Source organism: Sedimenticola hydrogenitrophicus (genome assembly GCF_025175675.1).
Taxonomy (GTDB): domain Bacteria; phylum Pseudomonadota; class Gammaproteobacteria; order Chromatiales; family Chromatiaceae; genus Sedimenticola; species Sedimenticola hydrogenitrophicus.
The window spans coordinates 1-26,710 of record NZ_JANIOA010000051.1 but is presented as its reverse complement, the minus strand read 5'-3'; the positions used below and the strand labels follow the sequence as shown (position 1 = coordinate 26,710).

The 26,710-nt window shown below is 62.0% G+C and carries 23 protein-coding genes; 12 read left to right on the top strand and 11 right to left on the bottom strand.

Features of this window, described 5'->3' with window-relative positions; all coding sequences use genetic code 11:
- Positions 1-97: 97 nt before the first annotated feature.
- From NPX02_RS18945 to NPX02_RS21640, 5 genes are all read right to left on the bottom strand, one after another.
- Positions 98-475, bottom strand: a complete 378-nt coding sequence (locus tag NPX02_RS18945) for a type II toxin-antitoxin system VapC family toxin (protein WP_260295513.1) — start codon at positions 473-475, stop codon at positions 98-100.
- Complete coding sequence (locus NPX02_RS18940) at positions 472-708, bottom strand: type II toxin-antitoxin system Phd/YefM family antitoxin (protein ID WP_260295512.1); 237 nt, start codon at positions 706-708, stop codon at positions 472-474. Before NPX02_RS18940 ends, NPX02_RS18945 begins: the two co-directional genes overlap by 4 nt.
- A gap of 450 nt (positions 709-1,158) precedes the next feature.
- The gene (locus NPX02_RS18935) at positions 1,159-2,511 is read right to left on the bottom strand and encodes a sigma-54-dependent transcriptional regulator (RefSeq protein WP_260295511.1); all 1,353 of its coding nucleotides are present in this window, start codon (positions 2,509-2,511) and stop codon (positions 1,159-1,161) included.
- A 9-nt stretch (positions 2,512-2,520) separates the two neighbouring features.
- Entirely contained in the window at positions 2,521-4,164 is a 1,644-nt protein-coding gene (locus NPX02_RS18930; protein ID WP_260295510.1) for a sensor histidine kinase, read from the bottom strand.
- 44 nt (positions 4,165-4,208) lie between these two features.
- Positions 4,209-4,442: a PP0621 family protein gene (locus NPX02_RS21640; protein ID WP_418067350.1), complete on the bottom strand. Its 234-nt coding sequence runs from the start codon at positions 4,440-4,442 to the stop codon at positions 4,209-4,211.
- Positions 4,443-4,536: 94 nt separating this feature from the next.
- Between NPX02_RS21640 and sucC the strand changes: the two genes are divergently transcribed.
- The 4 genes from sucC (at position 4,537) to NPX02_RS18910 (ending at position 9,589) form a co-directional block, all read left to right on the top strand.
- A complete protein-coding gene (sucC, locus tag NPX02_RS18925) occupies positions 4,537-5,700 on the top strand; it encodes an ADP-forming succinate--CoA ligase subunit beta (protein WP_260295509.1) in 1,164 nt (387 codons plus the stop codon).
- 79 nt (positions 5,701-5,779) lie between these two features.
- On the top strand, positions 5,780-6,652 hold the full coding sequence (gene sucD, locus NPX02_RS18920) for a succinate--CoA ligase subunit alpha (RefSeq protein ID WP_260295508.1): 873 nt from the start codon (positions 5,780-5,782) through the stop codon (positions 6,650-6,652).
- A gap of 478 nt (positions 6,653-7,130) precedes the next feature.
- Positions 7,131-8,756 (top strand): NAD+ synthase, encoded by a 1,626-nt coding sequence (locus tag NPX02_RS18915; RefSeq protein WP_260295507.1) that lies wholly within the window; start codon positions 7,131-7,133, stop codon positions 8,754-8,756.
- A 494-nt stretch (positions 8,757-9,250) separates the two neighbouring features.
- Positions 9,251-9,589: a P-II family nitrogen regulator gene (locus NPX02_RS18910; protein ID WP_260295506.1), complete on the top strand. Its 339-nt coding sequence runs from the start codon at positions 9,251-9,253 to the stop codon at positions 9,587-9,589.
- Between the two features lie 102 nt (positions 9,590-9,691).
- On the opposite strand, the gene NPX02_RS18905 is transcribed toward NPX02_RS18910, so the two are convergent.
- Entirely contained in the window at positions 9,692-10,519 is an 828-nt protein-coding gene (locus NPX02_RS18905) for an outer membrane protein assembly factor BamD (protein ID WP_260295505.1), read from the bottom strand.
- 537 nt (positions 10,520-11,056) lie between these two features.
- On the opposite strand from NPX02_RS18905, the gene rluD reads away from it, so the two are divergent.
- The 6 genes from rluD (at position 11,057) to clpB (ending at position 17,954) form a co-directional block, all read left to right on the top strand.
- Positions 11,057-12,016, top strand: a complete 960-nt coding sequence (gene rluD, locus NPX02_RS18900; RefSeq protein ID WP_260295503.1) for a 23S rRNA pseudouridine(1911/1915/1917) synthase RluD — start codon at positions 11,057-11,059, stop codon at positions 12,014-12,016.
- Entirely contained in the window at positions 12,009-12,764 is a 756-nt protein-coding gene (gene pgeF, locus NPX02_RS18895; protein WP_260295502.1) for a peptidoglycan editing factor PgeF, read from the top strand. Before rluD ends, pgeF begins: the two co-directional genes overlap by 8 nt.
- Positions 12,765-13,252: 488 nt before the next feature.
- A complete protein-coding gene (locus NPX02_RS18890) occupies positions 13,253-13,759 on the top strand; it encodes a glycine cleavage system transcriptional repressor (RefSeq protein WP_260295501.1) in 507 nt (168 codons plus the stop codon).
- Positions 13,760-13,761: 2 nt separating this feature from the next.
- A complete protein-coding gene (def, locus tag NPX02_RS18885; protein ID WP_260295499.1) occupies positions 13,762-14,286 on the top strand; it encodes a peptide deformylase in 525 nt (174 codons plus the stop codon).
- A 309-nt stretch (positions 14,287-14,595) separates the two neighbouring features.
- Positions 14,596-15,306 carry a lysophospholipid acyltransferase family protein gene (locus NPX02_RS18880; RefSeq protein WP_260295498.1) on the top strand — a complete coding sequence of 237 codons (711 nt, stop codon included), beginning with the start codon at positions 14,596-14,598 and terminating at the stop codon, positions 15,304-15,306.
- Between the two features lie 71 nt (positions 15,307-15,377).
- Positions 15,378-17,954: an ATP-dependent chaperone ClpB gene (gene clpB / locus NPX02_RS18875; RefSeq protein ID WP_260295497.1), complete on the top strand. Its 2,577-nt coding sequence runs from the start codon at positions 15,378-15,380 to the stop codon at positions 17,952-17,954.
- A 448-nt stretch (positions 17,955-18,402) separates the two neighbouring features.
- Here clpB and NPX02_RS18870 read toward each other — a convergent pair whose 3' ends face one another.
- From NPX02_RS18870 to NPX02_RS18850, 5 genes are read right to left on the bottom strand one after another with little or no spacing between them, the layout of a single operon-like run.
- Positions 18,403-18,912 (bottom strand): hydrogenase maturation protease, encoded by a 510-nt coding sequence (locus tag NPX02_RS18870; protein WP_260295496.1) that lies wholly within the window; start codon positions 18,910-18,912, stop codon positions 18,403-18,405.
- Complete coding sequence (locus NPX02_RS18865) at positions 18,909-20,414, bottom strand: Ni/Fe hydrogenase subunit alpha (protein ID WP_260295495.1); 1,506 nt, start codon at positions 20,412-20,414, stop codon at positions 18,909-18,911. The genes NPX02_RS18870 and NPX02_RS18865 overlap by 4 nt, the downstream gene beginning before the upstream one ends.
- A gap of 7 nt (positions 20,415-20,421) precedes the next feature.
- Positions 20,422-20,961, bottom strand: a complete 540-nt coding sequence (locus tag NPX02_RS18860; RefSeq protein ID WP_260295493.1) for an NADH-quinone oxidoreductase subunit B family protein — start codon at positions 20,959-20,961, stop codon at positions 20,422-20,424.
- Positions 20,951-21,676, bottom strand: coding sequence for a 2Fe-2S iron-sulfur cluster-binding protein (locus NPX02_RS18855; protein WP_260295492.1), 726 nt, complete (start codon positions 21,674-21,676; stop codon positions 20,951-20,953). Before NPX02_RS18855 ends, NPX02_RS18860 begins: the two co-directional genes overlap by 11 nt.
- Positions 21,673-23,469 carry an NADH-ubiquinone oxidoreductase-F iron-sulfur binding region domain-containing protein gene (locus tag NPX02_RS18850; RefSeq protein ID WP_260295490.1) on the bottom strand — a complete coding sequence of 599 codons (1,797 nt, stop codon included), beginning with the start codon at positions 23,467-23,469 and terminating at the stop codon, positions 21,673-21,675. Before NPX02_RS18850 ends, NPX02_RS18855 begins: the two co-directional genes overlap by 4 nt.
- A 171-nt stretch (positions 23,470-23,640) precedes the next feature.
- Between NPX02_RS18850 and NPX02_RS18845 the strand changes: the two genes are divergently transcribed.
- Together NPX02_RS18845 and NPX02_RS18840 are read left to right on the top strand one after the other, a co-directional pair.
- Complete coding sequence (locus tag NPX02_RS18845; protein ID WP_260295489.1) at positions 23,641-26,028, top strand: serine/threonine protein kinase; 2,388 nt, start codon at positions 23,641-23,643, stop codon at positions 26,026-26,028.
- A 44-nt stretch (positions 26,029-26,072) separates the two neighbouring features.
- Positions 26,073-26,480: a hypothetical protein gene (locus NPX02_RS18840; RefSeq protein WP_260295488.1), complete on the top strand. Its 408-nt coding sequence runs from the start codon at positions 26,073-26,075 to the stop codon at positions 26,478-26,480.
- The last annotated feature ends 230 nt before the right edge of the window (positions 26,481-26,710 follow it).

The following is a 26,710-nucleotide window of genomic DNA, read 5'->3' as shown; positions in this document are numbered from 1 at the left end:
GGGTCAGAGAACAATATTTTCTAATATGCCCGTGGCGTCAGCTGATTTTTCGGCGGAAACTGCAGAGGGCAGGCAAACATTTTGGATGGTGGTGTTCTCATATCATGAGCATGGCCACATCATAGGCCTCTATTGCCCGGTCATGTGTAATCAGGGTGAGGTTTTCCAGGCGGGCTTGTGCGACCAGTAAACGGTCAAATGGATCACGGTGCAGTGGCGGGAGTCTGGCTGCGGCTTCGGCGTGTTTTCCCGATATTGCCAGCTCTTCGAATCCCTCCTCATGCAGCAGGTCGACAACCGATTCTGGCGCGTGTAACTTGCCAAGCGCTTGCTTGATGCCGATCTCCCAGACCGATGCGGCGCTGACGAGGATGCGGACATCCGGGTTGGCAAGTATTTTGCGGGTAGCCGATCCGATTCTCGGGCTGTCTTCCAGCCACCAGAGCAGCACATGGGAATCGAGCAGATAGCTCATGAATCCCTCTCAAAGGCGGAGAGCAGTTCTTCCGGCGTGACGTCAAAATCATCAGCCACCCAGAGTTTGCCTTTCCAGCGCCCGGGTTTGCGTTCTTCATGGTGCTCCTTGTACGGTACCAATCTGGCAAGGGGCTTGCCCGCCCGGGCGATGACCACATCGCCCCCGGCAAGCGCCTCCTCAACCAGGGCAGATAGTTGGCTTTTTGCCTCGTGCATATTGACTTTGTGCATAATGGTTCGTCCTGGATATGACCGGACTAAGTTTAGTCCGAAATGAGGCGATGTGGCAATCTGTAATAGCGGAGGCAATGCGTAGCGGAACGCGGCTCAAGGAACAATATTCTCTAACGCCTTCAGGATAACTCCGCCGATTTTGGTTCTTCTGTCACTGGTCTGCGTGAATGCGCAGATCGGCCTGCCGCCATATGCGGGTCAGAGAACAATATTCTCTAATATACCCGTGCCGGCAGGGGAGTAGCTCTTGCCAGAGCGAACGCGATGAACCGGGTAGGGTGAGGCGTGGTACTGGGATTTTCCGTTGACGCACCCGAGGATGGCGTAAGCCGGCAGGCGCATCCGCCATGGCCGGTTGAGCACGGAAAGCGTCGGTGGGGCAACCGATGGATGCGCTATTGCTTATCTCCCGCATCCCTCATTTCGCTGAGGTCCACCCGGCTTGCGTTACTCCATCCCCAATTTGTCCAGTTTATAACGCAGCGCCCGGAAGGAGATGCCCAGCCGTTTGGCGGCGGCGGTCTTGTTCCAGTGGGTCTCTTCCAGCGCCTTGGTGATCAGTTCCCGCTCGACCTGTTCCAGGTGTTCGTCAAGCGGCAGGTCGGCGCTGATTCTGCTAACGGCCGGGTTTTCCAAAGCCGCCCCGGCAGGAATCAGGAGATCCCCCAGGGTGATGGTCTCCTCTTCACAGAGTGCCACGGCCCGTTCCAGGATGTTTTCCAGTTCCCGAACGTTGCCGGGGAAGCTGTATTTGTGCAACGCTTGCAGGGCATCCTCGTCGATTTGCGGTTTGTTGGTGCCGGCGTGGGCGGCGATTCGGCCAAGGATCATGTCGGCCAGCAGCGGGATGTCGTCCTTGCGTTCCCGCAGGGGCGGGATGGCCAGTTCGATGACGTTGACCCGGTAGAACAGGTCCTGGCGAAACTCACCCCTCTCCACCAGGGCGGTCAGATCCTTGTGGGTGGCGCTGGTGATGCGCACGTCGACCGGGAGCTCTTTCTGGGCGCCGACGGGGCGGATCGATTTCTCCTGGATGGCGCGCAGCAGTTTCACTTGCATGTTGAGCGGCAGGTCGGCCACTTCATCGAGGAACAGGGTGCCACCGTCCGCTGCCTGGAACAGTCCCTGTTTGTCGCTGATGGCGCCGGTGAAGCTCCCCCGCATGTGGCCGAAGAATTCGCTCTCCATCAGTTCCTGGGGGATGGCGCCGCAGTTGACGGCGATGAAGTCGCGGTCGGCGCGCGGGCCCTGCTGGTGGATCTGCCGGGCTGCCAGCTCCTTGCCGGTACCGGACTCGCCGCTGATGAATACCGGGGCCTGGCTTCTCGCCAGTTTATGGATCATGCGTCGGATCTGCTCGGCGGCGTGTGACTTGCCCAGCAGCTCCGATTGTTTTTTCGGCCCGGGCTGGCGGGGTTCCACGGGGGCGCATTTCTCCAGTTTGAGCGCGGCGCTGACCAGGTTGCGCAGCACGCCAAGATCCACGGGCTTGGAAACGAAATCAAAGGCGCCGGCCTTCAGTGCCTGCACCGCGGAGTCCATATTGCCGTGGGCGGTGATCACCGCCACCGGCAGCTCCGGATAGTGTTGGCCGATGGTCTCCACCAGTTCTATGCCGTTGCCGTCCGGCAGGCGCATATCGGTCAGGCAGAGATCGAACTGCTCGGCTGCCAGCAGTCGTCGCGCGGCATGCAGATCCTCTGCCGCACGGGAATCGATATTCATCCGCCCCAGGGTGATCTCCAGAAGCTCGCGGATGTCCGGTTCGTCGTCAACGATGAGTGCCAGCGGATTGCGCATTATCCAGGATTACCTGACCGGTTGATTGCCCCTGCCGGGGAAGGTGATACGGAAACAGCTGCCGCCATAGGGTGGCGGAATATAATCCAGTCCCAGGCGATTGGCCTCGCAAAGCTCCTTGGCGATGTAGAGGCCGAGGCCGGTCCCGGCATTTCGGGTGGTGAAGAAGGGCTCGAACATCTGCCGGACATGTTCCGGGGCGATGCCCGGGCCGTTGTCGATGATATCCACGAAGGGACCGCCCGACTCCCGGGTGATGCCGCCGCTGATCTGTATGCTCAAGGCTTCCCGCTCCCTGTCGAAGTGTTTGATTGAATTCTCGCACAGGATAACAAAAACCTGGCGGAATTGGCTCGGGTCCATGCGGATCAGTGTGCTGTCCGGCTCGATCCGCAGTTGCAATGCCCCCGCCGACAGATTCAGGGTGCGGGCCAGTTCGCCGATGAACTGTTCCAGCCAGGGCTTCAGCAGGAACTCCTTGGGCAGGGAGCGGCCGCGGCGCGACAACTGCAGGATGTTTTCGATAATCTCGTTCACCCGCCCGGTATTGGTGCTGATGATGTCGATCAGCCGCCTGTCCGCCTGGGGGATCTCGGATGACTCCCTGAGCAGTTGCCCGGCGTGACTGATGGCGCCCAGCGGATTGCGGATCTCGTGGGCGACGCTGGCGGTTAGCCGCCCCAGCGAGGCCAGTTTCATCTGCTGTGCCTGCTGGGTGACGGTGGCGGTATCCTCCAGGAAGATAACGGCCCCACCCTGGTTGTTCTCTCCCAGCAGGGAAAAACCGGCGGTCAGCTCCCGTCCGCCCGCGGCCGGGCGAAACGGTTCGGGGGGGATGTGCTGTTCCGGGTCCCATTCCGCGAGCTGCACCGCCAGTTTATGGCACGCCTGGTCCAGCGGGCTTCCGGTGCCCACCTCCGGCATGCCCAGCAGATACCAGGCCGACTCGTTCATCAGGCGGATGGTGCTGTCGGTGTCGACCACGATGATGCCGGTGAGCATGTGTTGGATCACATAGTCGTTGAGCTGCTCCATATCGGCCAGATCCAGTTTACGCTGGCTGGAGAGGGCCTCGCTGGTCTTGAGTTGGCGAGCCATGACCTGGGCGAGTATGGCGATGGCGAAGAACAGGGTGCCGAGCAGGCCCGCCTGGGTATAGGCGGTGGTCTCGAAGGTCTGGTTCAGATGGGCGTAAACCTGTTCGGCGAGAACCACCAGGGAGGCCAGCGCCGCCGCCAGGCTGGCGTAGGCGCCCCGGGTGATCAGGCTGCCGGCGGCGATGGAGACGGCCAGCAGCATGCCGAGACCGGAACTGATGCCGCCGCTGGCATGCATCAGCAGGGTGATGGCGCCGATGTCGACGAACACCATCAGGAAGGTCTGCTGATTGGGCGACAGGGGGCGGCCGGCATACAGCAACAGGCCGCTGGCGATCACCAGGCCGATATAGGCGATGTCGGTCAGGGCGAACAGTCCGGGATCAGTATGGCCCAGCAAGGCGGGGCCGGTCTTGCTGAAGAAGAGGATGCCGAGCAGGCTGGCGAGGATCAGCCGGTAATAGAAGAATATCCGGATGGATTGTTCTGTGGCGCCGCCGAGCGCCTGGGTACTCTCCAGCTCCAGCTTCAGTTGTCCGGGATCAGCAAATGACATGGGGGGAGGCGGTTGCGGTCACGAGTGAAGGTTTTTTCATGGGGCTACTTGCTACTCTCCTGGCGGATCAAATGCTCTTTTGAGCAGAAAAACTCCCCGTTGTGCTGCAAGGCCTCTGGCTCGGGCAGATAAGTGCCACAAAATTTGCACTGCACCATGTTGGCTGTGACTTTATTATCTTTTTTGACAGATGGTTTGCGGGAGCGTCTGATATAGCCCCGTACTATAATGTACAGCGCCCAGAGGGTGAGAAGAATCAGTAACAGTCGTATGCCCATAATTTCAGTTTATTAGGGTATTTCCTAGTTTTGCTTATTTCGTCGAATTCGACCAGAATAGCACTCTTTTTTATCACGTTGACCGGTTGCGAGAATGAATCTACACGAGTATCAATCAAAACAATTGTTTGCAAAACAGGGTATTCCTGTACCGGAGGGTAGTCCAGTCACCTCCGTCAAAGAGGCGCGTCGGGCGGCGGAAGCCCTTGGCGGTGGACGTTGGGTGGTCAAGGCACAGGTGCATGCCGGTGGCCGCGGCAAGGTCGGCGGCGTGGTGCTGGTGGACAGTCTGGACCAGGTCGAGGTCGAGGCACAGCGTCTGCTGGGCAGCATGCTGGTGACCAAGCAGACGGGCGAGCCCGGTCTGCCGATCAACACCCTGCTGATTGAGACCATTACCGATATCGAGCGTGAGCTCTATCTGAGTGTGCTGGTGGATCGGGACTCCAGGAAGATTCTGTTCATGGCCTCCCAGGCCGGCGGCATGAATATCGAAGAGGTCGCGGAAGAGACCCCGGAACAGATTCACATCATCCGCATCGATCCGGTCGCGGGCCTGCAGGCCTATCAGTGCCGCAAACTGGCGTTTGCCCTGGCGCTCGAGGGGACCCAGATCCGTGAATTCCAGAAGTTCATGTTCGCGCTCTACAAGCTGTTCGTCGAGAGCGACGCCAGCCTGGTGGAGATCAACCCGCTGGTGGTCACCAAGGCCGGCAACCTGATTGCCCTGGATGCCAAGATCAACCTGGACGGCAACGCCCTGTATCGTCAGCCCGCACTGTTGGCCATGCGGGATATCAGCCAGGAAGATGAGCGCGAGGCCAAGGCGGCCGAGCATGACCTCAACTACATAACCCTGGACGGCAACATCGGCTGCATGGTCAACGGCGCCGGGCTGGCCATGGCCACCATGGATCTGGTGCAGCTCAAGGGCGGCTCACCGGCCAACTTCCTGGATGTGGGTGGTGGCACCACCGCCGAGCGTGTGGCGGAGGCGTTCAAGCTGATCCTGTCCGATGACAAGGTGCAGGCCGTGCTGGTCAACATCTTCGGCGGTATCGTCCGTTGCGACCTGATCGCCGAGGGCATCATCGAGGCGGTGAAAGAGGTGCACGTCAAGGTGCCGGTGGTGGTGCGGCTTGAAGGTACCAAGGCGCCTGAGGGGCTGGAACTCCTGGCCAACAGCGGCCTGGCCATCACCACCGCTGCTGATCTCTCGGAAGGCGCAGAGAAAGTTGTCGCTGCCGCCAAAGGCTGATTGTTTGAACCGGCGGCGGCGTCCAACGGACGCTGAGCTGCTAATGCCAAATATAGGCACCAGATACAGGAAAAGAATTGTGAGTATCCTCATTGATAAAGACACCCGAGTAATCTGTCAGGGTTTTACCGGCAAACAGGGCACCTTCCACACCGAACAGGCGATCGCCTACGGCACCAATATGGTGGGTGGCGTTACCCCGGGCAAGGGCGGCCAGAAACACCTGGGCCTGCCGGTTTTCGACACCGTGCATGACGCCGTTGAGGCGACCGGTGCCGATGCCACCATGATTTACGTCCCGGCGGCCTTTGCCGCCGACGCGATCCTGGAGGCGGCGGACGCCGGGATCAAGGTGATCGCCTGTATCACCGAAGGCATCCCGGTGCTGGACATGCTAAAGGTCAAGGCGGCCCTGGCCAACTACGACTGCCGCCTGATCGGCCCCAACTGCCCCGGTATCATCACCCCGGGCGCCTGCAAGATCGGCATCATGCCGGGCATGATCCACCAGCCCGGCAAGATCGGCATCGTCTCCCGTTCCGGAACCCTGACCTATGAGGCGGTGTTCCAGACCACCACCGCCGGCCTGGGCCAGAGCACCTGTGTCGGTATCGGCGGTGACCCGATCCACGGCATGAACTTCATCGATTGCCTGGAGCTGTTCCAGGCGGATCCCCAGACCGAAGGCATCGTCATGGTGGGCGAGATCGGCGGGACCGCGGAAGAGGATGCGGCGGCCTATATCCAGGCCAATGTGACCAAGCCGGTGGTCGGCTATATCGCCGGCGTGACCGCCCCTGCGGGCAAACGCATGGGCCATGCGGGTGCGATCGTCAGCGGTGGCAAGGGTACCGCTGACAGCAAATTCGCCGCGCTGGAGGCCGCCGGTGTCGCCACCGTGCGTTCACCCTCGGAGATCGGCGCCAAGATGCTGGAACTGATGAGCCGATAGCGCCGGATTCCCGAAATTGGGTATCATATGCCGCCCCGGCCGTCAGGCCGGCGGCGGTTTCTTGTTTATGGCGCCGGTGGGAAATGGTACTTACTTAAGGAATTAAGGAATTTCTATAGGGGTCGGAGTCAAATTTGATGGACATTGTCGTATGAATGCCCTGTGTCTTTGATCAAATTTGACTCCGACCCCTGTCCTGATAAGAGATGTAGGATGGGTGGAGGAGGAACGACGTAACCCATCAAACAGGAAACGGTGGGTTACGCGGCGCCCGGGCATTATTGTGGACTGGAAGTGTCGTGCCCGTGCGCCGCTAACCCACCCTACGCTTGCTGCGGCTGATGGTGGATGCGCCTACCGGCTTATCCACCCTACGGCACTGACCGGAAAAAAAACCGGAGGTGGGGCGAGGAGGGTGTAGGGTGGATAAGCGACAGCGCATCCACCACGAAACTATAGGTGTTAACCGGCCATATCGATGGGTAGTCAATTGAACCTGAAAATATCCTTGGCACAAATCGACCTGATGGTGGGTGATGTCCGCGGCAACGCCGATCGCGTCCTGGCGGCGATGCGGGTTGCCCGTGATCAGCAACAGGCCCACGCGGTGATTTTCCCCGAGTTGACCCTCACCGGCTACCCGCCGGAGGATCTGCTGCTGCGGCCGGAACTGATTGCCCGGGTGGAGAGCGAACTGGAGCGCCTGTGCAGTGCCTGCTCGGGGATCGACCTGATCCTGGGCTACCCCAGATGCAAGGACGGCAAGCTCTACAACGCCGCGGGCGTGATCCGCGACGGCGTGATCATCGCCGAGTACTTCAAATCCCTGCTGCCCAACTACAGCGTGTTTGACGAGAAACGCTATTTTGAACCCGGCGACCGGCCCTGCATCTTTGATCTGCAGGGGGTACCGGTGGGTATCACCATCTGTGAGGATATCTGGTACAAGTCCCCGGCGGTCGCGGCCGCCGAGGCGGGTGCCCGGATACTCCTCAACCTGAACGCCTCGCCCTTCCATTCCGGCAAGGCGCCGGAGCGGGAGACGCTGCTGCAGAAACGCGCGCAGGAGGCCGGGCTGTCGATCATTTACGTCAATCTGGTGGGCGGCCAGGATGAACTGGTGTTTGACGGCGGCTCCTTCGTGGTCAATGCGGCAGGCGCTATCACCCAGCGGGCCGCCTTCTTCAGGGAAGACCAGGTGCTGGTGGAGTATGCCGGGGAGGCCGACCGGCCGGTCCCCGTTGCCGCCACCATCGAGCCGCTGCTCTCGGAAGAGGAGGCGGTTTATGCGGCCCTGGTCAGCGGGGTCCGCGACTATGTGCTGAAGAACGGCTTCAAGGGGGCGGTGCTGGGGCTTTCGGGGGGGATCGATTCCGCCCTGACCCTGGCGATTGCGGTGGATGCCCTCGGCGCCGATCAGGTGGAAGTGGTGATGATGCCCTCCCGCTATACGGCGGATATGAGTAACGAAGATGCCATTCTCCAGACGGAAATCCTTGGCGTGAAGCATCAGACCATCCCGATCGAGCCGGCATTCAACAGCTTTCTTGAGATGCTGGCGCAGACCTTTGCCGGTACCGAGCGCGATACCACGGAAGAGAATATCCAGGCTCGCTGTCGTGGTGTTATCTTGATGGCGATCAGCAACAAGACCGGAAAAATCCTCCTGACCACGGGCAACAAGAGCGAGATGTCGGTAGGTTATTCCACCCTGTACGGCGATATGGCCGGGGGCTTCGCGCCGATCCGGGATGTGCCCAAGCTGCTGGTCTACCGGCTGGCGGAGTACCGCAACCGGGAGATTGAAGTGATCCCCCGCCGGGTGATCGAGCGGCCACCTTCGGCGGAGCTCTCCCCGGACCAGAAAGACACCGATTCACTGCCGGCATATGAGATCCTGGATCCCATTCTGGCAATGTATATAGAGAAGGACATGGGGGTGCAGGAGATTATCGCGGCGGGTTACCCCGAGGCGATCGTGCGCCGGGTAACCCGACTGGTCGACCGTAACGAGTACAAGCGCCGGCAGGCGCCTCCCGGCATCAAGATCACCCAGCGCGCATTCGGCCGGGATAGACGCTATCCTCTGACCAATGGTTTCTGAACGGAGGCGCTGAACCCCATACTGAAACCCCATACGGAAACGAATGGCACTTACTTAAGCCTGGAACCGCCGTCATCCCGGCGCAGGCCGGGATCCAGACAGCTTAATGGTGGCAGTATTCCTGGATTATTCGCTTCGCTCACCCTTCGGGCCGACTTTCAGTCGTTCAACGCGCTTCGCGCTTTTGTCCGGCCTGCGCCGGAGAAGTGGTGCAGGAGGAGTGGTACAGGAGGAGTGGTACAGGGATGTACCGTTTACGGAGCCGAGGATGCCATGTACCGTTTACGGAGCCGAGGATGCCATGCACCGGTTACGGACCTAAGGATGGAATGACGAAAATCCTGAGATTCGCCTTAAGTGAGTAGCATTCCATACGGAAACCAAAGAATCGATCCAGGATTATTGCCGAAGGCCCTATTTCCGGTAATATGAGCGGTCATGAAACAGTAAATACACCGCTGGTGCGGTAAGGTGACAACAGGAGCCTGGTAACAATGAAAAAAGTCGACGCGATTATTAAGCCTTTTAAACTGGATGATGTACGGGAGGCATTATCTGCCATCGGTATCACCGGTATGACCGCGAGTGAAGTAAAGGGGTTCGGTCGGCAGAAAGGCCACACGGAGCTCTATCGGGGGGCGGAATACGTGGTCGATTTTCTTCCCAAGGTGAAGATTGAGGTGGTGATTAACGGGAATCAGCTGGATGACTGCATCGAGGCTATCACCAGTGCCGCCAAGACCGGCAAGATCGGCGATGGCAAGATCTTCGTCACCTCGGTTGAGAAGGTGGTGCGTATCCGTACCGGCGAGGAAGACGAAGCCGCGATCTGATTGCTTGTTTGAATCAACAAAAAGGGGCGCCGCGGCGCCCCTTGTTTGTCCAGGGATGGGGGTCGTAGGGTGGGCACGCTTTTTGTGCCCACGCGGACGCGCTTAGTTCTCGTCCAGCTCCAGGTAGTCCCAGACCGCCTTGCCGAGCGATTTCTCTTCGGTGTACTCGGCTTCCGCCACGTCCAGTGCGCCATTCTGCAGATTGACCGCCAGCACCCGCTGGGCATCGGTGGAGAGTTTCTCCAGGCCCAGCTTGTCGTAGGCGGTGATCATGATCTCCAGGGCATCCTTGACCGCGGGTGTGCGCTGATACTTCTCGACTACGATCACACAGCGATTGGCGGCCGCCAGGTAAGCGCCGCGCTTCATGTAGTAACGGGCCACGTGGACTTCATGGCTGGCCAGGTTATTGCGCAGGTAGAACATACGCTTGCGGGCATCCTCGGAATACTGGCTCTCCGGGAAGCGGCGCACCAGCTCGGCAAAGTCATTGAACGATTCGATGGTCGAGCCGGGGTCGCGCTGTGAGGTATCGGTAGGAATAAAACGGGTGATGAAACTCAGGTTGCGATTGAAATTGACGATTCCCTTGAGGTAATAGGCGTAATCCACATGGGGGTTGCGCGGATGCAGGCGGATGAAGCGGTCCGCAGCGGCGATGGCGGATTCATGATTGCCATCCTTGTAATAGGCGTAGGCCACATCGAGCTGGGCCTGCATGGCGTAGCGTCCGAAGGGGTAGCGGGATTCCAGGCCCTCGAAATACTTGATGGCCGTTTCATAGTCACCATCCGACATGGCGAAGCTGGCCTCGGAATAGAATTTCTGGGCGCTCCAGCCGAGGGTTTCGTCCTTCTCCTTGGGCAGCAGGGAGCAGCCAGAGAGCAGGAGCAGGATGAGCGCGGCGGTGAAAATGCGATACTTGGCCATGGTCGATCGTAACCGGATGATGATTAGAGCCGAAAAGTATACCCGAAAGGTTTCGCTTGGGCGACACACCTCCCACGGCAAACACACCGGGGTCGGAGTCAAGGCGCGCACCGGAGGTGGGAGGTCCTCCCTGGTCCTGACGCCTTGACTCCGACCCCTTGCCCGAATGAACCCGATCATTGTAAAAATCGATCTGTAGGAGGCCCGCCCCCCGGGCCGAAATCGCGGCGGGGCGCCGCTCCTACGGGTGCAATTCTGGATTTCACCAGCGGTGCATTCCAGGAAATCATACAACATGTCTGTTTCATCCGGCAGATCAACTCACAGGGGTCGGAGTCAAGGCGCGCACCGGAGGTGGGAGGTCCTTCCTGGTTCGTACGCCTTGACTCCGACCCCTTGCCCGAATCTCACCACCGGTGGTTACCGCACGCCTCCGCGCCGGCGCGTGCGTTCGGTGAAGCCCGTCCGGGCCGAATGGGTTAAACTCCCCCCTTTCAGCGAAACAGAGAGTGCAATGAACGATCAGGAGCGGTGGCTTTGGCGGAACGAGTAGAACATCTGAGTGCCCGGGTGGGGGTGGAACTGGCCGGCAAACGGCTGGATCAGGCGTTGGCCCAGCTGTTTCCGGATTACTCCCGCAGCCGCCTGCAGCAGTGGGTGAAGGCCGGTCTGGTGACCCTGGACGGGGTAACCTGCCGGCCCCGCGACAAGGTGCTGGGCGGCGAGTGGGTGGCGCTGGAGGCACGCCTGGAGGACCAGGTGGAGTGCCGGCCGCAGGCGATCGATCTGGACATTGTCTATGAGGACGCTTCCCTCATCCTGATCAACAAACCGGCCGGTCTGGTGGTGCATCCGGCCGCCGGCAATCCCGACGGCACCCTGCAGAACGCCCTGTTGCACCATGACCCGGAACTGATCCAGCTGCCGAGGGCCGGGATTATCCACCGGCTCGACAAGGAGACCACCGGCCTGCTGGTGATCGCGCGCACACCGGCCGCCCATAAGGCGCTGGTGGAGCAGTTGCAGGCCCGCGAATTCGACCGGGAGTATCGGGCGGTGGCGACCGGGGTGATGACGGCGGGCGGCTCGGTGGATGAACCGATCGGCCGGCATCCGACCCAGCGAATCAAGATGGCGGTGCACCGTGCCGGCAAGGAAGCGGTCACCCACTACCGGGTACTGGAGCGCTTCCGCGCCCACACCTACCTGAAGATCAATCTGGAGACCGGCCGGACCCACCAGATCCGCGTCCACATGGCCCATCTGCGTTATCCCCTGGTCGGTGACCCGGTCTATGCCGGACGGCTGCGCCAGCCGGCGGGTGCCTCGGAGCAGCTGCGCGAGGCGCTGCGCTGCTTCCGCCGCCAGGCGCTGCATGCCCTGAAGCTGGGTCTCACCCATCCCGAGTCGGGCGAGTGGATGGAGTGGGAGTCGCCGCTGCCGGAGGATATGCAACTGCTGCTGGAGGCGCTGCGGGAGGACCTGCAACATGGCTGAAGCGGCGCCTGAACTGCTGCTTCCGGACTGGCCGGCCCCCGCCAGCGTGCGTGCCGTGATCTCCACCCGTTCGGGCGGGGTGAGCCGGCCCCCGTTCGACAGCCTCAACCTCGGCGAGCATGTCGGTGATGATCCGGCGGCGGTAGCGGAAAACCGCCGGCGGCTGGCGGCGACCGCGCGACTGCCCGCCGCCCCGGTCTGGCTCGATCAGGTGCACGGCACCCGGGTGCTGGATTGCGCCAAACCCGGAGAGAGCCCCGGGGCGAGCCGGGAAGCCGATGCCGGCATCACCGGCCAGCCGGGTCAGGTATGCGTGGTGATGACCGCCGACTGCCTGCCCCTGCTGCTGTGTAACCGCGCAGGCAACCGGGTGGCGGCGGTACATGCCGGCTGGCGCGGTCTGGCCGATGGCGTCATCGAGGCGGCGCTGGGCGGTTTCGATGATCCCGCCGAACAACTGCTGGCCTGGCTGGGTCCAGCGATCGGTCCGGACGCCTTCGAGGTGGGGGGCGAAGTGCGGGAGCGGTTTTTACAGCACGACCCGGCGGCCGCTGGCGCGTTCCGCCCGGGTCGTCCGGGGCACTGGCTGGCGGATATCTATCAGTTGGCCCGTCTGCGGCTGCGGCGGACAGGGGTGGGTTTCATCGGCGGCGGTGATTACTGTACAGTAATCGACCGCGAACGCTTTTATTCCTATCGCCGCGATGGCGTGACCGGACGCATGGCGTCGCTGATCTGGATCGAGTGAACCTGGGCCTGGCGGTTGGTGGTCGGGGAATCGGTGGGTTACGCGGCGCCCTGGCGTTGTCGCAGCCGGGAAGTGTCGTGCCCGTGCGCCGCTAACCCACCCTACGCTTGCTGCGGCTGATGGTGGATGCGCCTACCGGCTTATCCACCCTACGGCACTGACCGGCAAAAAACCGGAGGTGGGGCGAGGAGGGTGTAGGGTGGATAAGCGACAGCGCATCCACCAAGTAACCGGTACATCCTTGTGCCACGCCTCATCCTACAAAGCTCCTGTAGGGTGGGTTAGGCGCGCCGTGCGCGGAGGGTGGCCGTTTGCATTGCACCGTGCGCGCGCCGTAACCCACCGGTTGGTGGTCGGGCAGTCCTGCAGGCGTCGGAGTCAAATTTGCGGGACATTGTCGTATGAAATGCCCCGTTTCCATGATCAAATTTGACTCCGACCCCTCGATGGTTTTGAGACATGATCCGTTTAACAACGGGAGAAGAGAAATGAGTGACTGGAAAATGCTGACACTGGTCGGCGCCGATCGGCCCGGGATCGTCGGGCGGGTGACCAATGCCCTGTACCTGGCGGGCTGGAATCTGGGTGAGACCTCGATGATCCGGCTGGGGGGTAATTTCACCATCATGATGATGGTCACCGGTGAGGGGGCGGTCGAACCGGTACTGCAGCCGGTGGCCGATGCCCTCGGGCTGCACATGCATGTGGATGACATCGCCGGATCTCTGCATCAGCACGTGGTGCCCAATATCCAGGTGCGGGTGGTCGGGGCCGACCGGGCCGGCATCGTCGCCCAGGTAACGGCGGTGCTGGCGGAGCACGGATTCAATATTCTGGAGCTGGAGTCGGATGTGGCCGGTTCCAGCGAGCGGCCGGTCTACATCATGCACATCCAGGGCTATGCCGACCGTCCGCTGGAGACCCTGGAAGCGGCGCTGGACAACCTGGGCGATATCGACGTGCATGTTTCACCCATAGAGACCCTGATTGGATAACCATGGCCGTTCTGGAAATACTGAAAATACCCGACGAGCGGCTGAAGCAGGTCTCCGAGCCGGTCAAACAATTCGACGATGAACTGCGCGCCTTTATCGATGAACTGGAGCAGACCCGCCGCGACGGCCCTGCCGCGGTAGGCATCGCCGCCCCCCAGGTGGGCCGCTTCCTGCGGGTGGTGATCGTCGATGTCTCCAATACCCGCAAGCCGGTGCCCAATCACGGTTACCTGATCCTGGTGAATCCCGAGATCACCCACTGGGATGGTTTCGAGATGGGCCGCGAGGGGTGTCTGTCGGTACCCGATTACACCGGCAACGTGCTCCGCGCCACCCACATCCGCATTCGCGCCCAGGACCCCTGGGGCAAGCCGCTGGAGTATGAGATGGAGGGTTACGAGGCGCGCGCCGTGCAGCACGAACTGGACCATCTCGACGGCCTGCTGTTCATCGACCGCGTGGTAAGCCGGCGCACCGACCTGTTCCAGCGCAAGGTCTATCAGAAGGGCGGCAAGTCGAAGCAATAGCCTGATGTTTAATTTAGCCGCAAATGAACGCGAATAAATATACTACAATCCCCTCCGGTGGTTTGGTGGGTGTCAGAGTGGTGGAACATTCGAATCGAGCCCAGGTGTCGGAGTCAAGCCGTTCGGAGTGGATTACCCGATTCCAGGAAATACGCGGCTTGACTCCGACACCTCTCGATTCCTTGGTGCGGATAGGGGCGAGTAGTTACCATGTATGGCCATTTGCGTGTATTCGCGTTCATTCCATCCTTAGGTCCGTAAACGGTGCATCCTTGCACCACTTCTCGCGGCTAATTTTATGGGGAGACCATGTCGTCCATCGCTGTTGTTGTCTCTTTCCTGCTGCTTGCCCTGCTGCCATGGCTGCTCTATCGGCTCTATCGGGCCTGCCGCCGCGCCAACCGGGTCGACTGGGGGCACGCCTGGGTGAATCTGCTGGATGGGCTCATCCGCCTCTTCTGTTATCGCTACCACCGGCTCAACCTGATCGGGCTGCGCCTGCCGCGGCGCGGCCCGGCGATTGTGGTGGCCAACCATGTCTCCGGTCTCGATCCCTTGCTGCTGCTGGCTTCGGCGCGGCGGCCGCTGCGCTTCGTCATCGCCCGCGAGGAGTATGAGCGGTTCGGCCTGACCTGGCTGTTCCGGGCGGTCGGCTGTATCCCGGTGGACCGGGAGAAAAAACCGGAGCAGGCGCTGCGCGAGGCGTTGCGCTGTCTGCGCGCCGGCGAGGTGGTGGCGCTGTTTCCCCACGGCCGGATCCATCTGGACTCGGATCCGCCGCGGCGCATCAAGGCCGGCGCCATCCGCCTCTCCCAGATCACCGGGGCACCGATCATCCCCCATCGCATCAGTGGTATCCGCGGTGCCGGCGGTGTGGTCGGCGGGGTGTTGTTGCGCAGCCGGGCCAGGATCCGCGCCAGCTCCCCCATCTATCCAGAGGAGTGGGGCCGGGATCAGCTGCACACCCTGGTGCAGGCCATCCTCGATGGCGACGAGGACCGCGAGTCTGTAGCAATCTGAATTTTCAGTTGAATTTCGATATCGGGTGCCCCATCTGCTGAGTAACCTTAGATTTTATCGGAGTAATTTTCATGCGAATGGACAGACTGACCAGTAAGTTCCAGATGGCCCTGGCGGATGCCCAGAGTATGGCGGTGGGCCGCGATCACCAATTCATCGAACCGGTGCACATGATGACCGCCCTGCTCGACCAGGAGGGGGGCACGGTACGCCACCTGCTGACCCGGGCCGATGTGAACGTCAACCAGTTGCGGTCCGGGCTGGGCGAGATCCTCGACCGCCTGCCCAGTATCGAGGGGGCGGCCGGGGATATGCACATCTCCAACGACCTGGGGCGGCTGCTCAATCAGTGCGACAAACTGGCGCAGCAGCGCAAGGACCAGTACATCTCCAGCGAGCTGTTTGTCCTGGCCGCCCTGGATGACAAGGGCGCCATGGGCGAACTGTTGCGCAAAGCAGGGGCCGCGAAGGAGCCGATCGAAAAGGTGATCGAGCAGCTGCGTGGCGGCCAGCAGGTGAATGATCCGAACGCGGAAGAGCAGCGCCAGGCGCTGGAAAAATACACCATTGACCTCACCGAGCGTGCCGAGCAGGGCAAGCTGGACCCGGTGATCGGCCGCGACGACGAGATCCGTCGCACCATCCAGGTGCTGCAGCGCCGTACCAAGAACAACCCGGTACTGATCGGTGAGCCCGGTGTGGGCAAGACCGCCATCGTCGAGGGATTGGCCCAGCGCATCGTCAACGGCGAGGTGCCGGAAGGGCTGAAGGGCAAACGCCTGCTGTCGCTGGATATGGGGTCACTGATCGCCGGTGCCAAGTTCCGCGGCGAGTTCGAGGAGCGTCTGAAGGCGGTGCTGAATGACCTCTCCAAGCAGGAGGGGCAGATCATCCTGTTCATCGATGAGCTGCACACCATGGTGGGTGCCGGCAAGGCCGAAGGGGCGATGGATGCCGGCAACATGCTGAAACCGGCCCTGGCCCGTGGTGAGTTGCACTGTGTCGGCGCCACCACCCTGGACGAATACCGCAAGTACATCGAGAAGGACGCGGCCCTGGAACGCCGCTTCCAGAAGGTGCTGGTGCAAGAGCCGTCGGTGGAGGATACCGTGGCCATCCTGCGTGGCCTGAAAGAGCGCTATGAACTGCACCACGGCGTGGACATCACCGATCCGGCCATCGTCGCCGCCGCCACCCTCTCCACCCGCTATATCACCGACCGCCAGTTGCCGGACAAGGCGATCGACCTGATCGACGAGGCCGCCTCGCAGATCCGCATGGAGATCGATTCCCTGCCGGAGGAGATGGACCGCCTGGAGCGGCGCCTGATCCAGCTCAAGATCGAGCGCGAGGCGCTGAAGAAGGAGTCGGACGAGGCCTCCAAGAAACGCCTGGCCCAGCTGGAGGCGGAGATCGAGAAGGCCGACCGGGAGTTTTCCGATCTGGATGAGATCTGGAAATCCGAAAAGGCCGCGCTGCAGGGCACCGCCCACATCAAGGAGGAGCTGGAGCGCGCCCGCCTGGAGATGGAGACGGCGCGTCGCGCCGGCGACCTGGCACGCATGTCGGAGCTGCAGTACGGGCGTATCCCCGAACTGGAGAAGCAGCTGGACATGGCCTCCCAGGCCGAGATGCAGGAGATGAAGCTGCTGCGCAACAAGGTGACCGACGAGGAGATCGCCGATGTAATCTCCAAGTGGACCGGCATCCCGGTGAGCAAGATGCTGGAGGGGGAGCGCGACAAGCTGCTGCGGCTGGAGGAGGAGCTGGGCAAGCGGGTCATCGGCCAGGCCGAGGGCATCGCCGCCGTCGCCAACGCCATCCGCCGCTCGCGCGCCGGACTCTCCGACCCGCGCCAGCCGAACGGCTCGTTCCTGTTCCTGGGACCGACCGGCGTGGGCAAGACCGAACTCTCCAAGACGCTGGCCGATTTCCTGTTCGACACCGAGGACGCCATGGTGCGGATCGACATGTCCGAATTCATGGAGAAGCACTCGGTGGCGCGCCTGATCGGCGCTCCCCCGGGCTATGTGGGTTACGAGGAGGGCGGCTACCTGACCGAGGCGGTGCGCCGCCGGCCCTATTCGGTGATCCTGTTGGACGAGGTGGAGAAGGCCCATCCGGACGTGTTCAACGTGCTGCTGCAGGTGCTGGATGACGGGCGTCTTACCGATGGCCAGGGGCGCACGGTGGATTTCCGCAACACCGTCATCATCATGACCTCCAATCTCGGTTCCGACCTGATCCAGACCCTGGCGGGCGAGGAGCGCTACGAGGATATGAAGCGCGCGGTGATGGAGGTGGTGGGCCAGCACTTCCGTCCGGAGTTCATCAACCGGGTGGATGACATCGTGGTGTTCCATCCCCTGGGCCGCGAGCAGATCCGCGCCATCACGGTGATCCAGGTGCGTTATCTGGAGCAGCGGCTGGCCGATCAAGACATGGGTCTGCAGCTCAGCGAAGCGGCCCTGGACCGGCTGGGCGAGGCCGGATTCGATCCGGTCTACGGCGCCCGGCCGCTGCAGCGGGTGATCCGCCAGCAACTGGAGAACCCGCTGGCCCAGGAGATCCTCGGCGGCCGCTTCGGTCCCGGGGATACCATCCGCGTCGACGTCTCGGAGCAGGGGCTGCGCTTCAGCAAGGGGTGAGCGGCGGATTGTTACGCGCAGGGGTCGGAGTCATCCGGGGATGATTCCGACCCCTGAGCTTGGTAGGGTGGGCACGCTTTTTGTGCCCACGCGGAAGGTGCGGCACGGGAAAAAAGGTGGGCACAGACTACGTGCCCATCCTATGCGATTGGCCCGGTCCCGAGTGGTGGATGCGCCTACCGGCTTATCCACCCTACAAAACTTCAAACGTAACTACTCACCCCCGTCATACCCATGCAGGCGGGCATCCAGTGCGGTTTTGCGGAGCTCCGCCCGCAAAACTACAACCCGTAGGATGCGGTGAGTAAAACGAACCGCATCGGTCCGGCGACGAGCAAATGATGCGATTCGCAAGCTCACCAGCATCCTACCCCGAAAACAGGTCATGGGGCTCCCCGTGGGCGCCGTCGGCAGGCATGCGGGATGACGGGGGTGTGAGTAGTTACCTTCAAACTTCAAACGGTCTGGCCATCAAATCCACCTGCGCATTCCAGAACGTTCCGTTCGGCTGCGCCAGTAAGTCCCGGACAAAATCAACCGCACGCGCCAGATGGGCGGCCGTTCGCTGGCACAGGGGTTCACCCAATTCAAACCGGTAACCGGGAATCGCGAGCAGGAAGGCGGGTGGCGGCGCGGTCTTATAGACCTCCTGGTACACCGACAGCAGGGTGGCCGGGCTCAGGCTGTGGCTGCTGTAGCTGTGGTCCCGGTGCGGGGTAAGGCGGGAGAACTCGAACGGTGGCCGGGCCGTCACCGAGGCGTCGACGAACAGCAGCAGCTCGCGCCGCTGCAGATCGGTGACGTGTTCGATCTGCAGCTGGAAATCGGTGATGGGTTCATAGCAACCGGGGTCGATCCCGGTCGCTGCCGCCAGCCGTTCCAGCAACTCGGGACCCAGGGCGTCATCTCCCCGGGAGGGGTTGCCGTAGCCGATGACAGCAATCGGCGCTCCGCTCACCGGCTCAGTTCACCCCGGGTGTCCTTGATCAGGCGGTCGACGATGTGTCCATCCGGCGCCTGCAATTCAATCACCAGCGGCATCTTGCCCAGGGCATGGGTGGCGCAGGAGAGGCAGGGGTCGTAGGCACGCACTGCCACCTCGATACTGTTCAACATGCCTTCGGTGATCTCCCGGCCGTCGAACAGGTCGGCCGCCACCGTGCGCACCGACTCATTCATGGCGCGGTTGTTGTGGGTGGTGGAGACGATCAGGTTAGCGCGGGTGACCAGACCGTCCGGATTGATCTCGTAGTCGTGGATCAGGGTGCCGCGGGGCGCCTCGATGACGCCGATGCCGCGCGGCCGCATCTCCCCCGTTTTCCTCAGCTCGCTGCCCAGCAGGTCCGGGTCGGCCAGCAGCAGCTCGATCTTCTCGGCGCAGTGCAGCAGCTCGATCATGCGTGCCCAGTGATAGGCGAGGGTGGATTGCACCAGCCCGTCCGGCTCCAGGGCGCGGAACTCGATCCGCGCCTGCTCCGCCAGTGGGGTGTCGATGAAGTCGCAGGTGTTGATCCGCGCCAGGGGGCCGACCCGGTAGGCGCCGGCCTCCGGGCCCAACTGCTGCAGATAGGGGAATTTCATGTAGCTCCAGGACTTGACCTGTTCGCGGATGTGCCGGTGATAGTCCCGTGGGTCGATCCGCTCCAGCAGCTTGGTGCCGTCGGGAGCGACGGCCCGCAGGTTGCCATGGTAGAGCTCCAGCGCGCCGTCGTCGCGGCACAGACTCAGCATCGGGGTGTCGATGCGGGCGAAGCGGCGGTGTTGCTCCCGCGCCGCCAGGAACAGGCTCTGCGCCAGTGCCAGCGCCTCCTTGCCCCAGGCGATCATCTGGCCGATATCCTGTTGCAGATAGTCCCGCTCGGCTGGCTCCAGGGACTTGTTTACCCCGCCCGGGATGGCGCAGGTGCCGTGGATGCGCTTGCCGGCGGTGACCCGGATCACCTCCTGGCCGAATTTGCGCAGCAGCACCCCCTGCCGGGCCAGGTCCGGGTGTCTCTCGATCAGGCCGACCACATTGCGCCGGCTGACGTCGCTGTCGAAGCCGAACAGCAGGTCGGGCGAAGCGAGGTGGAAAAAGTGCAGGGCATGGGACTGCAGGATCTGGCCATAGTGCATCAGCCGGCGCACCTTTTCGGCGGTCGGTGTCAGCCGCTCCACGCCGGCCAGTTGGTCGATCGCCTTGCCCGCCGCCAGGTGGTGGCTGACCGGGCAGATGCCGCACAGTCGCTGCACCAGCACCGGCAGCTCCCAGTAAGGGCGGCCCTGGATGAATTTCTCGAAACCCCGGAACTCGACGATGTGCAGGCGCGCCTGCCGGATCCGATTGTCATCGTCCAGCAGCAGGGTCACCTTGCCGTGTCCCTCCACCCGGCTCAGGGGTTCGATGGCGATGCGCCGCAGGGTCTGCGGGTGCTCCGCCGTCTCCAGGCGGCCGATATCGATGGGGCTTTGTTCACTCATAATGGGTTCAGTCATAATGGATCTGGCGATAGGCGAACTGGATCGGCCGGCCGGAGAGCAGCTCGTCCAGAAAGGTGAAAATGGTGTCGGCGGAGGGCGGGCAGCCGGGCAGGAAATAGTCTATCCAGACCACCTCGTGGACCGGGTGCACCTGATTCAGCAGCAGCGGCAGTTCCGGATCGCTGGGGATCTGGGGGTTGTCGATGCCGCTGCCGGAAAGGTAGGCCTCCTCCAGGCACTCCGCCAGGGAGTACTGGTTGCGCATGGCCGGCACGCCGCCATTGATGGCGCAGGCCCCGACCGCCACCAGGATGTTGCAGTGGCGGCGGAACGCCTTCAGCACCTCCACATTCTCGGCATTGCAGACGCCGCCCTCGATCAATCCCACATCGCAGCTGCCGATCTGTTTGATGTCGGTGAGTGGGGTGCGGTCAAACTCTATTTGCGCGACCAGATCGATCAGCCGCTCATCGATATCCAGCAGGGACATGTGGCAGCCGAAACAGCCGGCCAGGGAGGCGCTGGCAATCCTGACCTTATTCGTCATGGTCGCGCTCCTGGTGTGCGGCCACATCGCCGACCCGGCTGATCGACTCCTGATCGTACAGCCGTTTGCCGATGGGCACCTCGTAACCCCGGTGTTTGGGCAGGATGGCCCCCACCGGGCAGACCCGGGCCGCCTTGTCGGCGGCGCTGAAGCGGGAGTCGCCCAGCTTCCCACTGGGCGAGTTGATCATCAGGTGGGCCTGGATACCGCGGCCGCCGATGCTGAACACCCCCTTTTTGTCATACTCGCGGCTGGCCCTGACGCAGAGTTCGCAGAGGATACAGCGGTTGAAGTCGATAATGGTCTCGGGGTGGGAGGCGTCCACCGCGCGCCGCGGATAGAAGTGCACGAACTCCGGCGCCAGCATGCCGCAGTGGTAGGCCACCGCCTGCAGCTGGCAGGCCCCGCTCTTCTCGCAGGCGGGGCAGACGTGATTGCCCTCGACGAACAGCAGCTTCAGCAGCAGGCGTCGCTGGGTGGTGATCTCATGGGTCTCGTTGGCCACCTCCATGCCGTCGAGCGCCGGGGTGGTGCAGGCGGCGACGCTGCGGCCATCGGTCGTGACGCAGCAGAGCCGGCAGCTGCCGTGGGGATGGAATTCCGGGTTGTGGCAGAGGTGCGGAATGTAGATCTTGGCGGCCAGGGCGGCCTCCATGATGCTCTGACCCGCCTCGAACGGGACCGTCACGCCGTCGATTTTGAAACTGGGGCTCATACGCCGCCTCCTTCCAGATGTGCCCCGGGATCGTTGCGGCCGGTGAGGGCGCGGGCCTCTTGCAGCGAGGCATCCAGGTCGAACGCCGGCTCGAAACTGGTGGAGCGCAGGCGTGCCTGAAAGATGCCGGGGAATTTCTCCAGGCCGTCGAGGATCGGATTGGCCGCGGTCTGCCCCAGGCCGCAGTGGCTGGTTTGGCGCATCAGGGTGCCGAGGGTCGCGAGTTCATCCAGGTCCTTGGTGGTGGCGTGTCCCACCATGACTTTTCCCAGTTGCCTGACCAGCATCGAGGTGCCGACCCGGCAGGGGGTGCAGAAGCCGCAACTCTCATGGCTGAAAAAACGGCTGAAATTGTCGATCGCCTTGAGCAGTTCCCGGCCCTGGTTGAAGACCATGAACGAACCGCCGGTGGCGAGATCCTCGAAGGCCAGGGTGCGGCCGAACTCGGTGGCCGGGATCAGGCGGCCCGCCGCTCCGCCAATCTGCACCGCCTGGGTATGGTGGGCCTGGCAGGCGGCCAGGATCTCGCCGATCGGGGTGCCGAAGGGAAACTCATAAATGCCCGGTCGTTCACAGTCGCCGGAGATGCTGAGCAGCTTGGTGCCGGGCGACTGGGCGGTGCCGACGGAACGGAACCACGCCGCCCCCTGTTGGGCGATCATTGCCGCATTGGCCAGGGTCTCCACATTGTTCACCACCGTGGGCATGCCCCGATAGCCCTGGATCACCGGGAACGGCGGGCGGTTGCGGGGGATGCCGCGTTTGCCCTCCAGCGATTCGATCAGCGCCGACTCTTCGCCGCAGATGTAGGCCCCGGCGCCCAGATGGATCTCGATATCGAAATCAAAGCCCTGCCGGCCGAGGATGGAGCGGCCCAGCAGATTGTGCTCGCGACGCTGTTGCAGGGTCTTGTGCAGCGGTTCCAGCAGATAGCGGTATTCCCCGCGCAGATAGAGGAAACCGCGGCGCGCCCCGATCACGGCGGCGCACAGGGTCATGCCCTCAAACAGCCGGTCGGCGTGGGCCTGCAGCAGATAGCGGTCCTTGAAGGTGCCCGGTTCCCCCTCATCGGCATTGCACACCACGTAGTGCTCGGCCGCCTCGGCGCCGGCGCAGAAGCGCCACTTTTTCCCGGTGCTGAAACCGGCGCCGCCGCAGCCCCGGAGTCCGCTCTGTTCCAGCAGGTCCAGCAGCGCCTCCGGGCCGTGTTCCAGGGCGTGGCGGATGGCGGCACCGGCGCTATAGTCGCTGTTGAGGATGATGTCCCGGCGCTTCACCCCGGCAGTGACCGCGAACAGCTCTGACGGCCACTGGTCGAGCGGCAGGGCCTGTTCGATCAGGGACACCATCCGGTCGATACGCTCGCTGCTCAGGCGGGTAACCGCCCGCCCGTTGACCAGAGCGGCCGGGCCCTGATCGCCCATACCGGTGCAGGAGGTGTAGCCGAGACTGACGCGATAGTCACCGCGCGTGCCGCCGATCGGAACGGCCAGGCGCCGCGACAGCAGTTCGGCCAGCAGCCGGCTCCCCTGCATTTGATCGGTGGCATTGTCGCTGAGCAGGATGTCGTACTCACCGCGGGGTTCGAGATGCAGGAAACTGTAGAACTCAATGACCCCCAGGATAAAAGCCCTGCCCAGCCCCAGTGATTCCGCAAGCCGGTCTATGGCATCATGCGGTATATAACGGAAGGCTTGCTGGACTTCGATAAGCGTCTGCAGCAGATGGGTCGGGTCGCTTTCCCGGTCATTGAGCATGTTCTGTAAGGTCTGCTTCGGTTTGTCCTCAACCATTATGGGATCCATGGATTTCAATAATATGAATCTGCCGCCGGCGGCCGTGTTCAGCTCAGTTCACTATAGCCTATCTGGTCTCGAGTCGGCACCGGGTGATACAAATCAGCAAGATTTCATTTAGTCTGCCGCTAACCCTCAACACAGTGATCAGGAGTGCAATATCAGGTTATGCCGCAGATCGGTCGGTTTGAAGTCAAGGAGAAGTTGGGCGCCGGGAGCCAGGGCTCGGTCTATCGATGTATCGATTCCGAGTTACGCCGTTCGGTGGCGATCAAGTTACTGGACCGCGTGCTGCCGGGCACCGGCTCGATCCTGGACAGCCTGCTGAGCGAGGCGCGCACCATCAGTCAGATTCAGCATCCCAATATCGTCTCCATATTCGATGTCGGCAATGAGCGGAAACGCCCCTTCCTGGTATTTGAATTCGTCGAGGGCGAGCTGTTGTCGGCCCGCCTGCAGCAGGGGGCGCCGAGCCTGCAGGAGGCCCTGGATATCATCACCGGGATACTCTCGGGGATTGACCAGGTGCATCGCAAGGGCATCGTGCACCGGGATCTGAAGCCGGCCAACATCATCCTCAACCGAGAGGGTACGCCCAAGGTGATGGATTTCGGTATCGCGCGGTTGCTTGGCGGCGCGGTGAACCCGGATGTGGAGCTGACCGGCACGCCGCGTTACATGGCGCCGGAATATATCGATCAGGGCAAGGTAAGCCCGCAGGCGGATGTGTTTGCCCTGGGGGCGATCCTGTTCGAGCTGCTTACCGGCAGGGTGGCGTTCGACGCCCGGGATCAGCCGACCCTGTTGAAGCATATCCGCGACCAGGCCGTGGCCAATCCCTCCAGCTTCAATCCGGAAGTCAGTGAACAGCTCGACGGGATCGTGCAGAAGGCGTTGGAAAAAGAGCCCGGTTCGCGGTTTGCCGATGCCGGGGAGATGCTGGGCGCGATCGTCGGTTATCGCAAGGGGGTCGATGAACTGACCGGGCAGGCGACCAAGGGGACGGTCGATTTTCTGCTGCGGCGGATGCAGCACAAGAGTGATTTTCCGGTGCTCGCGGAATCCATTCGCACCCTCAACCGGCTGACCGAGTCGGATGACAAGGGGATGGATCACCTGGCCAGCATTATCATTCGCGACTTTGCCCTGGCCAGTAAGATACTCAAGGTGGTCAACTCGGCCTATTACAGTCGCTTCGCCGGGCGCATCGGCACCATATCCCGGGCCATCGTGGTGCTCGGCATCCAGACCATCCGTTCCATCGCCGCCTCGCTGATCTTTTTTGAGCATCTGCACAACAAGACCCAGGCGGTCAAACTCAAAAACGAGATTGCGGCCGCCATCTTCAGCGCCACCCTGGCGCGCCAGGCGGCGGAAGACGCGGGGCTGGAGCATGTGGAGGAGGGCTTCCTCTGCGGCATGCTGCACACCCTGGGCAAGATTCTGGTCACCTATTATCTGAATGACGAGAGCGAGGAGATACAGCGTCTGGTGCGGACCGAGTCGCTGCCCCAGGAGCAGGCGGAGCGCCGGGTGCTGGGCATGTCTTTTCAGGAGATGGGCATCGCCATCGCCGAGCAGTGGAATTTTCCGGCCACCATTACACGGGGTATGGTCAAGGTGGATCCCGCCGCGCCGGGTGACCTTAAGGATAAGGATGTAAAATTGCGGCTGATCGCCAACTTCTCCAACGAGGCGACCCGGATTATCGGCGAAGCGGAGGATGGCGGTGAACAGCAGGTCCGCCAGCTGCTGAAACGTTTTCGTCGCGGCCTGGCTATCAGTGAGCGCCGTTTCGACAGCATGCTGGAGGAGGCAAGAGCGGAGTTTGTCGAACTCAGCGGCAGCCTCACCGCCAAGGCGGCCAACGATCCGTTCATGCAGCGCCTGTCGCGGCCGGCTCATCCCGATACCTCGCATGTGACCCAGACGGGCAGGGGGCATAAGGAGGATATCACCACCACGCTGGCGCTGGAGCCGTTGAAGCGACCTGTCGGCGAAGACCCGATTGCCGAAATCACTCCGGAGGACCCGGCGATCAATGCCGAGATCGTGCTCACCGAGGGGTTGCAGGAGGTGACCGATATGCTGCTGGATGACACGACCAATATCATCCAGGTATTCAACGTGGTGCTGGAGACCATCTACCGTGCCCTGGCCTTCAACCGGGTGGTACTCTGCCTGCAGGATCGCAACAATCAGGAGATCCAGGCGAAACTGGGATTCGGCAGCGATATCGACAAATTCATCGCCGGTTTCCATTTTTCCCGCCAATACAGCGCGGATGTGTTTCATGCCGCCCTGAAGAATGGCGTGGATCTGGCGATCTCCAATACCGGTGACCCGAAGATCAGGGATGACCTGCCGCCCTGGTACACAAAGATCTCCAATGCCGGCTCGTTTCTGATCTTTCCGCTGGTTATGAAACAGCGGCCCCTGGGCCTGATCTATGCCGATCATTCGCAGCCGGACGGCATCGTGCTGAACGCCAAACAACTCAACCTGATCAAGACCCTGCGAAACCAGCTGATTCTTGCATTCCGCTCGCGAATGTGAAAATGTCGGGTCACGGTTGTTGTGGTAGGAGTAAGGTCGTCAGCATGCTGGAATATATCTTTTTCGATGAACGCCCGTGGCGGAAATTTATCACCTTCCTGGAGGCGAAGGGGCTGCAGCCGCTCTCGGCCAGCGAGGATCAGGGCTTCATGGTACGGCTGCCGGATGAGACCGATGACAGCCTGATGGATGACATCGAGGCCTATTACGACGAGATGCTGGACATGAACGAGGCGCTGTTCGTGGAACAGGCCGACGCCTCCGAGCATGTGCACGCCGCCGGGGTCAGTGTCAATCTCAGCGATGGGCGGTCGGCTCAGGCGCTGGTCGATCCGGCCCTGCTCAATCGCATACTCACGGTACTCAGCACCGACGAACTGGGCCGCTTTATCAACGCCATCGTCGACGCCGTGGAGCATCCCGACGAGCGCTCGGTCTGCCGGCGGTTGTAACCCAGCCTTTGGCGGTCGGGAAGCGTTGTGTCCAGGCGCCGCTAACCCACCCTAAAATGGTGACCCAATGGACCCGCCGATATCGCAGCAATGCTAAATTTGGCTAGGCGGGACCCTGGAGAACCACGGATTCACACGGATAAACACGGATTCAGAATTCTGATCTCCTATCTGTGTGAATCCGTGTCCATCCGTGGTTCCTTGCTAACCGGACTGGGATACCTAGACGG